We start from the raw sequence: 11,118 nt of genomic DNA, 5'->3' as shown, positions 1-11,118 counted from the left end.
GGGGGAGGAACTGTACGGGGTCGGCGGGGGCGTCCAGTTCGAGGTCCTCGACCAGGCCGCCGGACTCGGCGACGAGGACCGAGGTGAAGGGGGCGCCGGGCCACAGCGGATCGCCCACGTCGAGGGAGGCGCCGGGTGCCACGACCACACCTTCCACCTGCGGTGACGCGGCGAGCACGGCGAGGGGGCGGAGCACCTTGTCGGTGTCGGCGATCCCGTGCCGTACGGACAGGACGAGCTCGGCGCGGGGGCCCTTGACGGGGTCGGCGAGGACCGCGGTGGGGTCGGCCATCGGCTGGGCGGACATGCCGAGCGTGGCGTAGCGGACGACGTCGCCGTCGGTGAAACGGAGCACCTCGATGCGGTCCGTACCGAGGAAGGTGACCGCGGCGCGCGCGTCCGGCTCGCCCAGCGCGCTGCGCAAACGGGCTTCCACCAACGGAAGAACATCAACCATGAACCGAGCATAGAACTCGTCAGGAACCGGCAAACGGGCGCCTTGACACTTCAGTCGACTGTTAGTCTGGGGCGCCGGTCGGAACAGCACGCGGGCAGCACGCAGAAGCGTCGCTCTCAAGCCCTCTTGTCCCGGCCAGAGAGAACTGACTCCCCTACGGGGAACCCCGGATGGGGTATGGAACGTCCCTTACGAGGGACCGGCCGGAGGAGGTGGGGCTGCGATGGACCGAAGTCGACCGTGCAGTACCACCCGCTCTTCCGACCGCTGAGTCACGTAGCTCTCGCGTCAGCTCTCTGCTTGGCTGCCACCCTCACTCGCGCCGTGCCGCTCGTCGGTCGTCGCGCAACGGAAGAGCACTTCTTTACCGCCTTGATCCCATCACCGATCAGCCGTCGCCGATCAGACCTCATCGATCCGACGTCGCCGATCTGAATCAAGCGAAGCTGTCACCGCGACGGTGCGGTGCTCCCCGCTTTGTGGACGTGCCAAACATCGGAAGTCAAAACGTCCTCATTCCGGGTAGTTCCAACCGTCGTCGGCGGCCTTTCGTTGCGAAGGAGTCTGCCCATGTCGATGATCAACAACCTGCGCGCCGCGGTCCGCCCCTCCCGGCCGTCCCGGCTGTCGCTGCGCAAGGACGGGGCCGCGTACGACGCCACCCGCCCCGCGGAGGCGACCACGGCCGTCGTCGACTGTGCCGTCTACCGTGACGGCGCGCGCGTCACGTTCGAGCGCACCCTCGCCCCGCACGAGGCGATCCGTCAGGTGCGCCGGGACGGCGGGTTCGTGTGGATCGGCCTGCACGAGCCGTCCGAGGCCGAATTCGCCGGTATCGCGGCCGAGTTCGGGCTGCACCCGCTGGCCGTGGAGGACGCGGTGCACGCGCACCAGCGGCCGAAGCTGGAGCGCTACGACGACACCCTCTTCACCGTCTTCAAGACCATCCACTACGTCGAGCACGACGAACTCACCGCCACCAGCGAGGTGGTGGAGTCCGGCGAGGTGATGTGCTTCACCGGACGGGACTTCTTCATCACCGTCCGGCACGGCGGCCAGGGCTCGTTGCGGGCGCTCCGTCACCGGCTGCAGGACGACCCGGAGTTGCTCGCGAAAGGCCCCTCCGCCGTGCTGCACGCCATCGCCGACCATGTCGTCGATGGCTACGTGGCGGTCGCGGACGCGGTGCAGGACGACATCGACGAGGTGGAGACGGAGGTGTTCTCCCCCGGACGCAAGGGCACGCCGCGGGGCACCGACGCCGGCCGTATCTACCAACTCAAGCGTGAGGTCATGGAGTTCAAGCGGGCGGTGCTGCCGCTGGTGCGGCCCATGCAGCTGCTGAGCGAGCGTCCGATGCGGCTGGTCGACCCGGACATCCAGAAGTACTTCCGCGACGTGGCCGACCACCTCGCCCGGGTGCAGGAGCAGGTCGTCGGCTTCGACGAGCTCCTCAACTCGATCCTCCAGGCGAACCTGGCGCAGGCCTCCGTCGCCCAGAACGAGGACATGCGCAAGATCACCTCCTGGGCGGCGATCATCGCCGTACCGACGATGGTCTGCGGGGTGTACGGCATGAACTTCAAGTACATGCCGGAGCTGCAGTGGAAGTTCGGCTACCCCATGGTCCTCGGCATCACGGTGGCGCTCTGTCTGGGCATCCACCGCACGCTCAAGCGGAACGGGTGGCTGTAGCCGCCCGGCGCCGCCGAGCGACCAGGGCCTAGGCTGACGGCATGACGGAACAGCTGCTCGACCGGGCCCTCGTCGAGGAGGCCACCAAGAAGTCCGGGCTCATCTGGGTGAGCGGCGGCGGGGATCCGTCGGCGCACGCCCAGGGGCCCGGAGTGCCGTCGCGGGCGCTGTGGCACGTCTGGCACGAGGGCGCGGTGTGCCTGGTCGGCGACGGGCCGGGGGAGCAGCCGCTGCCGGGGCTCGTCGACGGCGGCCCGGCCGTGGTGACCGTGCGCAGCAAGGACAAGGGCGGGCGGCTCGTCACCTGGGACGCCACGGTCGTGGAGCTGGCCCCCCGGTCGCCCGAGTGGGACGCGGCCGTGGCCGAGCTCAAGGGGAAGCGGCTCAACGCGCCCGACGGTGAGGCCATGCCGGAGCGGTGGGCGCGGGAGTGCCGGGTGCTCCGGCTGGAGCCGACGGGGACGACAGCGCCGTTGCCCGACGGCGATCTGGCGCGGGCTCCGCTGCCGACGCCGGCGACGACGCGTCAGCCGGTGCCGGCCGGGTTGCCCCGGTTGCTGTTCAAGAGGCGCAGGAAGTAGTCGGCGCTCGCCTACCGGGCAGAGGGCGTGCGTCCGTCCGCGGCTGCGGGTTCGTCCGGGCTGGTCGCGCAGTTTCCCCGTGCCCCTGAAGGGGTTCGGCTAGGACGTCGGGAGTTGTTTCCCGTAGTCGACCACCGACTTCTTGTCCGGTTCCTCCAGGGGGAAGTTCTTGCCCCAGTCGGTGAGAAGGATGGTGCCCGCGTCGCCGGCGCGGACCAGGCGGAGGGGGTAGGGGGTGCCCTCCAGGGAGACGTCGAGGGTGCCGCCCGCGCCCTTGTCGCCGGTGATGCGGATGGTGCGGGTGCCGGACTGCTCGTGGTGGCCGTCGGTGGAGAGGGTGCCGTGCAGGGTCAGCAGGCTGTTGAGGAGGACGTTCTTGTCGGTGAAGCCGCTGAACCGCTGGTAGGCCGGGTCGCCGGTGGGGACCTTGACGTACATGCCGTCGAGCTTGTCCGCGGCGGCCGCGTCGGAGTCGGCGTCGTTCTTGCCGCCGTCCTCGTGGTCCCAGAACTCGGCGTCGGCCTTCAGGAAGAGGTGCTCGCCGACCTTCAGCAGCCGGAACGTCGTGTCGCCCGAGGTCACCGAGCCCGTGCCGCCGCCCTCCTTCAGGCGCACGTCCAGCTTGTAGGTCTTGCCGTTGCTGACGACGGATCCGGCCAGCCGGACCGTGTCCGCCGCCGTGGCGGCCGCCTTCGTCCTGGTCTGGATCTTCTCGGGGGTCAGTCTGCCGACCCCGTTGGTCCCCTCGTTCGGATCCTCACTGCACCCGGTGAGCCCCAGCCCGCTCGCCACGAGGGTGCAGACGGCGCCCACCAGTGCGGCCCTTCGGGTACGGGGAGTCGGAGTCACAGACGATGCACCTCTTCGTGGGGAGTCCAGGCCTACCGCAGAGTACCGGGGCTCACGGGGTGCCACGGAGGCAGTCCGTCCGCACCGCTCACCAGGGCATATCCGATCGGGACGGGCTAGCCTGAAGCCCTCCTCGTCCGACAAATCCCGTATGGCTCGCCTGATTGTCGCGAAAGACCCACGCAGCCGGAGAGCACACGGCTCTCGCACCAACACGGCACCAACACGGCACCAACACGCAGGAAAGGGGCGGCTCATGGCGGCGGTGGCGCCCCGGATCTTCGTCTCCCACCTCTCCGGAATCTCGGTCTTCGACCCGAACGGCGACCAGGTGGGCCGCGTCCGCGATCTCGTGGCCATACTGCGGGTCGGACGGAAGCCACCGCGACTGCTCGGCCTGGTCGTCGAACTGCACACGCGGCGCCGCATCTTCCTGCCGATGACGCGGGTCACCGGCATCGAGTCCGGTCAGGTCATCACCACCGGCGTGATGAACGTGCGCCGCTTCGAGCAGCGGCCCACCGAACGGCTCGTCATCGGGGAGCTGCTGGACCGCCGCGTACGGCTCGTGGAGACGAGTGAGGAGGTCACGGTCCTCGACATCTCCGTGCAGCAGCTGCCGGCCCGCCGGGACTGGGAGATCGACCGGGTGTTCGTCCGCAAGGGGAAGGGCGGCGCGTTCCGCCGGCACAAGGGCGAGACGCTGACCGTGGAGTGGTCGGCCGTCACCGGGTTCTCGCTGGAGGAGCACGGACAGGGCGCCGAGAACCTTCTCGCGACCTTCGAGCAGCTGCGCCCCGCCGACCTCGCCAACGTGCTGCACCACCTCTCCCCCAAGCGCCGGGCCGAGGTCGCCGCCGCCCTCGACGACGACCGGCTCGCCGACGTGCTGGAGGAGCTGCCGGAGGACGACCAGATCGAGATTCTCGGCAAGCTCAAGGAGGAGCGGGCCGCCGACGTCCTGGAGGCCATGGACCCGGACGACGCGGCCGACCTGCTGGCCGAGCTGCCGGAGGCCGAGCAGGAGCGGCTGCTGACGCTGATGCAGCCGGACGAGGCGGCGGACGTACGGCGGCTCATGGCGTACGAGGAGAAGACCGCCGGTGGTCTGATGACGACCGAGCCGATCGTGCTGCGCCCCGACGCCACCGTCGCCGACGCGCTGGCCCGGGTCCGCAACCCCGATCTGTCCCCGGCCCTCGCCGCCCAGGTGTACGTGTGCCGGCCGCCCGACGAGACGCCGACGGGGAAGTACCTCGGCACGGTCCACTTCCAGCGGCTGCTGCGCGACCCGCCGTACACCCTGGTCAGCTCGATCCTCGACGACGACCTCCAGCCGCTCGACCCGGACGCCGCGCTCCCCGAGGTGGCCGGGTTCTTCGCCACGTACGACATGGTGGCGGCGCCCGTGGTCGACGAGAGCGGCTCGCTGCTGGGCGCGGTGACCGTGGACGACGTGCTGGACCACATGCTGCCGGAGGACTGGCGGGAGACGGAGTTCCATCTGGACGACGACGATGTGGAGGGGGCCGCCCATGGTTCCTGAGCGTTCCGAGCGCCACGGGCGTGACGGGCGGGACGGAGGGCGCGAGCGGGCACACGCGGGGGCGGGGACGCGCGAGCGCACGCCGTCCTCCGGGGCGCCTCCGCGGGAGCGCGTCCCCGCCGGGGCCACCGCGCGCCCGCGAACCCGTCTCGACCAGCCCCTGCCGCGCCGGGCGAGGTTCCTGCCCGAATGGGACCCGGAGGCCTTCGGGCGGCTCTCGGAGCGGATCGCGCGGTTCCTGGGCACCGGACGGTTCATCGTCTGGATGACCGTCGTGATCATCCTGTGGGTGGTGTGGAACGTCTCCGTCCCGCGGGACCTGCGCTTCGACAACTACCCGTTCATCTTCCTGACCCTGATGCTGTCCCTCCAGGCCTCCTACGCGGCCCCGCTGATCCTCCTCGCGCAGAACCGGCAGGACGACCGCGACCGGGTCAACCTCGAACAGGACCGCAAGCAGAACGAGCGGTCGATCGCCGACACCGAGTATCTGACGAGGGAGATCGCGGCCCTGCGGATCGGTCTCGGTGAGGTCGCCACCCGCGACTGGCTGCGCTCCGAGCTCCAGGACCTGGTCAAGGAGCTGCACGAGCGCGACGGCGACGGGCATCGCGGGACGAGGACCCTATTCCCGCCGGAGCGCCCGGGCGGGCGTGACATGGACGACCGCTGACGGGGCTCCCAGGGGCCCCGCGCGTCGCCGTACCATCGTCTCTATGGCTACGGAAGACGCGGTGCGCGAGGCACTGTCGACGGTGAACGACCCCGAGATCAACCGTCCCATCACCGAACTGGGGATGGTCAAGTCGGTGGAGATCGGTGCGGACGGAGCGGTCGCGGTCGCCGTGTACCTGACGGTCTCCGGCTGCCCCATGCGGGACACGATCACGCAGCGCGTGACGGAGGCGGTCGCACGGGTCGAGGGCGTCACCCGTGTCGACGTCGAGCTGGACGTGATGAGCGACGAGCAGCGCCGTGAGCTGGCGTCCGCCCTGCGCGGCGGCCAGACCGAGCGCGAGGTGCCCTTCGCGAAGCCGGGCTCGCTCACCCGCGTCTACGCCGTCGCGTCCGGCAAGGGCGGCGTCGGCAAGTCCTCGGTGACGGTGAACCTGGCGGCCGCGATGGCCGCGGACGGTCTGAAGGTCGGCGTGGTCGACGCCGACATCTACGGTCACTCGGTGCCGCGCATGCTGGGCGCCGACGGCCACCCCACCCAGGTCGAGAACATGATCATGCCGCCGTCCGCGAACGGTGTGAAGGTCATCTCGATCGGTATGTTCACCCCCGGCAACACCCCCGTCGTCTGGCGCGGCCCGATGCTGCACCGCGCCCTCCAGCAGTTCCTCGCGGACGTCTACTGGGGCGACCTGGACGTCCTGCTCCTGGACCTCCCGCCGGGCACCGGCGACATCGCGATCTCGGTGGCGCAGCTGGTCCCGAACGCGGAGATCCTCGTCGTGACGACCCCCCAGCAGGCGGCGGCCGAGGTCGCCGAGCGCGCCGGCTCCATCGCGGTCCAGACCCACCAGAAGATCGTCGGCGTGGTCGAGAACATGGCGGGCCTGCCCTGCCCGCACTGCGACGAGATGGTGGACGTCTTCGGCACCGGCGGTGGCCAGGCCGTCGCCGACGGTCTCACCCGCACCACCGGTGCCGCGGTGCCCGTCCTCGGCAGCATCCCGATCGACGTCCGTCTCCGTGAGGGCGGCGACGAGGGCAAGCCGGTCGTGCTCTCCGACCCCGACTCCCCGGCGGGTGCGGCCCTGCGGGCCATCGCCGGCAAGCTGGGCGGCCGTCAGCGGGGCCTGTCGGGCATGAGCCTGGGCATCACCCCGAGGAACAAGTTCTAGGGCGCCGGCCGAAGCCGGAGAGCGCTTCTCGGGCGCGTTGACGGGGCACCGCGGGTCATTCGACGCGGTGCCCCCTGTCTTTCCAGTCGGGCGTACGTCCTTTCCGTCGGGCGTACGTGGAACCCGTCAGGCGTACGTGGAACCCGTCAGGCGTACGTGGAACCCGTCAGGCGTACGTCGCGATGTCCTTGATCATCGCGAAGCCGAGGCCGTACGCGCTCATCCCGCGCCCGTACGCCCCCACGTGCACCCCTTCCTGGGTCGAGCCGGCGAGCACCCATCCGAACTCGGACTCGCGGTAGTGGAAGGGCGTGGGGACGCCGTCCACCGGCAGGGAAAGCGTCGACCAGTCGGGTCCGGCGAGATCGTCCGCGAGGACCCACGCCGTCTCCGTCTGCTGGTCCAGCCAGTCGTCTCTCAGGGTGTGGTCCAGTTGCCCGGGCCAGGTGAAGGACAGCAGCCCCACACCGGCCAGCCAGGCGGCGGAGGAGACCGAGGTGGCCTCCAGCAGACCCGTGCCGTCGGCGCTGCGCCGTACGTCGTTGGCGGCGACGGTCACGACGACCGCGAACCGCTCCTTGGGGTCGTCCTCCGTGACCGCGGTGAACTCGTTGCGGACCGAGGGCTCGTCGCCGTGTCCGACCGAACCGTGCTCGACGGCGCCTTCCGCCGAGGTACCGACCTGCATCAGCCAGCGCGGCCCCGTGAAGGCCTCGTCGAGGCCATACCAAGGGAAGGGCGCCAGCAGGTAGCCGTCGACCGTGCGTCGGGCGGAGGGCAGTTGTTGTCCGCCCTCCGCGGCCGACGCCTGCGCGCCTACCCGACTCGTCGTCTCCATGTGCCCGGACGCCTCCTCGCTCTCGACGGACCGGAGCGGCCCGCCCCCCTCTCGGGCGTCGCGCTCGCTTTCCTTACGGTCCGCACAACAACTGGGCAGCATAGCCACAGCACTCCGAGCAGCAGGGAAAGCGCCCGGCGCGTAGGACGGTGTACGGGCGGCTTCGGGCCGCACGAGGGCGTGTGGCGGTATGAATCGCGTCACGTACGGGGCGTGGCAGCACACGGATGTACGGAGCGGAGGCGCAGGCGGGAGGCCGTGCGGACGACATCGGGCGGCGCGGCTCGGGCGGGCGACCGTGCGGTCGGCTCAGGTGGCATCCAGGTCGTACGGCGGGCGCTCTTCCAGTTCGAGCTTCTCGCGCTTCTTGGTCATGTCGACGGATCCGCCGGACCCGGAGGGGGAGGTGCCGACGACGGACTCGGAGGACGACGACTCGGACTCCCGGCCGTGGACCGCGTCCGTCAGCTCGGCCATCTCCTTCTTCAGGTCGAAGCCGTTGCGGATCTCCTTCAGCCCCAGTTCGTCGTTGTCCAGCTGCTTGCGGATGAACGTCTTGGGGTTGAGGTCCTCGAACTCGAAGTCCTTGAACTCGGGGCCGAGTTCGTTGCGGATGTCCTGCTTGGCGCTGTCCGAGAACTCGCGGATCTTCCGGATGGTCCGCGTGACGTCCTGGATCACCTTCGGGAGCTTGTCCGGACCGAAGACGAGCACGGCGAGGACGACGAGCGTCACCACCTCGAGCGCACCTATGTCATTGAACACCTGAAGCTCCTTGCGATGTCCTCGGTCCCGATCCGCGGGCCTCGGCAGGTCTTCCGTGGTCCGGGCCGGGTCCACGGTACCCGGCGATGCTGTCGAACCGGTACTGTCGGGCGGCCCCGGACCATGGTCACGCCACGGGTTTTCCCAGCTGTTTGCCTGACAGGAGGGGGCACGGCTCCCCCTCCTGTGACGTTGCTGTCATGCGCGCCGGTGTCAGCCCCCGTCGGAGGAGCCCAGGGTCAGGGTGGCCTTCTGCTCCCCGCCGCCCCGCCGGAGGGTGAGTTCGAGCCGGTCACCGGGCCGGTGGGCGCGCACCTTGACGATCAGTTCGTCGCCGGAGTGGACGCGCTGTCCGTCGACCTCGGTGATCACGTCACCCGCGCGGATGCCCGCCCGGTCGGCGGGGCCGCCCTTCTTCACGGTGCCGTCGCTGTCGTCGCCGACACGGGCGCCGTCACCCGAGTAGTCCATGTCGAGGGTCACGCCGATCACCGGGTGCGTCGCCTTGCCCGTGTTGATCAGTTCCTCGGCGACGCGCTTGCCCTGGTTGATGGGTATCGCGAATCCGAGGCCGATCGAACCGGCCTGGCCGCCGTCCGACTCGGAGCCGCTGCCCGCGGACCGGATGGCGCTGTTGATGCCGATCACCCGGGCGTTGGCGTCGACGAGGGGGCCACCGGAGTTGCCGGGGTTTATCGGCGCGTCGGTCTGCAACGCGTCGACGTACGACACGTCGCTGCGGTCGCCGCCGTCCCCGCCGGCCGTGATGGGCCGCTCCTTGGCGCTGATGATGCCGGAGGTGACGGTGTTGGCGAGGTCGAAGGGGGCGCCGATCGCGACGACCGGGTCGCCGACCCGCACGTCGTCGGAGTTGCCGAGCGGCAGGGGCTTCAGCCCGTCGACCCCCGACACCTTGACGACGGCGAGGTCGTATCCGCTGTCCCGGCCGACCAGGCTGGCGTCGGCGGTCTCACCGCCGCTGAAGGTGACCGTGATCTCGCCGTCGTCCCCGGCGGGCTCCACGACGTGGTTGTTGGTGAGGATGTGGCCCCGCTTGTCGAGCACGAACCCGGTGCCGGTGCCCTGCGCGTCGGAGCCGCTCACATGGAGGGTCACGACGCTGGGCAGCGCGCTGGCGGCGATCCCGGCGACGCTGTCCGGGGCGCGCCCGGTCGTCCCGCCGTCGGCCTGCGGCAGCTCGACCTCGCCGACCCCGCCGTTGCGCTCCAGATACGCCCCCACGGCCCCGCCGACACCGCCGGACACGAGCGCGATCACCACGGCTCCCAGCACGAGGATCTTCATCCCCCGCTTCCGCCGCCGCGCCATGTCGTCGACACCGGCCCCGTTCTGCTGCAACGACCCCGACGCGGACCACGGGTCGTAGCTCTGCCAGGGATCCCGAGGCGCCGGGGAGGCCCCCTGGGGAGCATCCCCGAAGGGGGGCTGCGACGAGTCCGCGTAGGGGGCGGCTGGGGCGCCGGGCCGGGAGGCGTCCGGGTGGACCGGCGAAGGAGGTTGAGGGCCGTCCGGGTACGGATGCGCTGCGGGCGGCGATATGGGCTGGGAGCCGCCGGCATACGGAGGCGCCGCAGGGTGGGAGCCGCCCGAGCACGGGGGCGCCACGGAGTGCGTGGCGCCCGAATGCGAGGGCGCCACGGAGTGCGCGGCGTCCGCATGCGAGGGCACTACAGGGTGCGAGCCGTCCGCATGAGACGGGGCTGAAGGCTGAGAGCCGTCCCCGTACGGCGGTCGGGCGGACTGAGAGCCGTCCCCGTAGGGCGCGGGGGCGGACGGGGAGCCGTCCCCATAGGGCGCGGGCGCGTTGGCGCCGGGGCGGGACGGGTCCGCGTACGGCTGCGGGGCCTCGTTCCCGTAAGGCGCGGGCGCGGGCGCGGCCGGCGTGGCGTGCGTGCCGTTGGTCGAGTGGGCAGGCTGCGGGGCGGGCTCGGCGGCATGGGGCGCCACTATCGTGGTCGCCGCGCCGGGCTCCGGGTGTGCGGCGGCCGGGACGCTCGCACCTGTCGGCGGAGCCGCCGCAGGGCTTGGTACACCGTGCCCCGGCGTCCCCGGCTGAACGGTCGTGCCGTGCGCCGGGGTTGTCGCCGGGTGCTGGACCGGTGGTGCGGGCGCCCAAGGGCCGGGCTCGCCGTAGGGCGGGGTGCTGTAGGGATCCGGGTCGTGCAGCGGCTTGGGGCGCTCCACGGCCGTTGCCGGGCCTTCTGTGGGGCCTGGGGCACCCATCGGCTCCGGCAGGCCCTGCTGCTCCCCCGGCCCCGCCTCGGCCAAGGTCGTCGGCGCCTCGTGACACGGGAGCGGAGTCGTTTCGTCAGTCGTGGGCGCGCTCTTCTCCAGGACGAGTCGTGTGGTCGTCTCGTCCGCCTGGACGTGTGCGCCCACGGTCGCCGGTGCCGTCCCGCCCGCGTCGACGCTCGGAGTCGTCGTCGCTTCGGCGCCCCTCCCCGGGCCCGCGGAGATCGGCCGCTCCAGCTCGAAGTCACCACTGTGCGCGTCACCACTGTCCGCGCTCCGCGTCG

10 protein-coding genes are annotated in these 11,118 nt (G+C 71.1%); 5 read left to right on the top strand and 5 right to left on the bottom strand.

All coding sequences use genetic code 11. The features are described 5' to 3' along the window. Window positions 1–457 (bottom strand): suppressor of fused domain protein (locus AOK15_RS25040; protein ID WP_055520614.1); only part of this gene is annotated, 457 nt, incomplete at its 3' end. Window positions 458–1,027: 570 nt separating this feature from the next. Between AOK15_RS25040 and AOK15_RS25035 the strand changes: the two genes are divergently transcribed. Both AOK15_RS25035 and AOK15_RS25030 read left to right on the top strand, forming a co-directional pair. Further along, complete coding sequence (locus AOK15_RS25035) at window positions 1,028–2,152, top strand: magnesium and cobalt transport protein CorA (protein ID WP_055520610.1); 1,125 nt, start codon at window positions 1,028–1,030, stop codon at window positions 2,150–2,152. A 41-nt stretch (window positions 2,153–2,193) separates the two neighbouring features. After that, on the top strand, window positions 2,194–2,733 hold the full coding sequence (locus tag AOK15_RS25030) for a hypothetical protein (protein ID WP_055520609.1): 540 nt from the start codon (window positions 2,194–2,196) through the stop codon (window positions 2,731–2,733). Between the two features lie 99 nt (window positions 2,734–2,832). On the opposite strand, the gene AOK15_RS25025 is transcribed toward AOK15_RS25030, so the two are convergent. Beyond that, entirely contained in the window at window positions 2,833–3,582 is a 750-nt protein-coding gene (locus AOK15_RS25025) for a hypothetical protein (protein ID WP_055520607.1), read from the bottom strand. Window positions 3,583–3,838: 256 nt separating this feature from the next. Between AOK15_RS25025 and AOK15_RS25020 the strand changes: the two genes are divergently transcribed. Genes AOK15_RS25020 through AOK15_RS25010 form a run of 3 tightly spaced genes read left to right on the top strand, consistent with a single transcriptional unit; the run spans window position 3,839 to window position 6,978 of the window. Further along, the gene (locus AOK15_RS25020) at window positions 3,839–5,128 is read left to right on the top strand and encodes a magnesium transporter MgtE N-terminal domain-containing protein (protein WP_055520605.1); all 1,290 of its coding nucleotides are present in this window, start codon (window positions 3,839–3,841) and stop codon (window positions 5,126–5,128) included. Beyond that, window positions 5,118–5,801, top strand: coding sequence for a DUF1003 domain-containing protein (locus AOK15_RS25015; RefSeq protein ID WP_055520603.1), 684 nt, complete (start codon window positions 5,118–5,120; stop codon window positions 5,799–5,801). Before AOK15_RS25020 ends, AOK15_RS25015 begins: the two co-directional genes overlap by 11 nt. A 43-nt stretch (window positions 5,802–5,844) precedes the next feature. After that, on the top strand, window positions 5,845–6,978 hold the full coding sequence (locus tag AOK15_RS25010) for an Mrp/NBP35 family ATP-binding protein (protein ID WP_055520598.1): 1,134 nt from the start codon (window positions 5,845–5,847) through the stop codon (window positions 6,976–6,978). Between the two features lie 166 nt (window positions 6,979–7,144). Here the strand turns inward: AOK15_RS25010 and AOK15_RS25005 are convergent, their stop codons facing one another. The 3 genes from AOK15_RS25005 to AOK15_RS24995 all read right to left on the bottom strand — a co-directional run bounded on the left by AOK15_RS25005 (window position 7,145) and on the right by AOK15_RS24995 (window position 10,552). Beyond that, window positions 7,145–7,816 carry a hypothetical protein gene (locus AOK15_RS25005; RefSeq protein WP_055520596.1) on the bottom strand — a complete coding sequence of 224 codons (672 nt, stop codon included), beginning with the start codon at window positions 7,814–7,816 and terminating at the stop codon, window positions 7,145–7,147. A 309-nt stretch (window positions 7,817–8,125) separates the two neighbouring features. Further along, window positions 8,126–8,581, bottom strand: coding sequence for a sec-independent translocase (locus AOK15_RS25000; RefSeq protein ID WP_055520594.1), 456 nt, complete (start codon window positions 8,579–8,581; stop codon window positions 8,126–8,128). Window positions 8,582–8,794: 213 nt separating this feature from the next. After that, window positions 8,795–10,552, bottom strand: coding sequence for a trypsin-like peptidase domain-containing protein (locus AOK15_RS24995; RefSeq protein WP_167738850.1), 1,758 nt, complete (start codon window positions 10,550–10,552; stop codon window positions 8,795–8,797). Between the last annotated feature and the right edge of the window lie 566 nt (window positions 10,553–11,118).

Source organism: Streptomyces ossamyceticus (assembly GCF_001418475.1).
Taxonomy (GTDB): Bacteria; Actinomycetota; Actinomycetes; order Streptomycetales; family Streptomycetaceae; genus Streptomyces; species Streptomyces ossamyceticus.
This window is presented reverse-complemented; position numbering and strand designations above follow the sequence as displayed.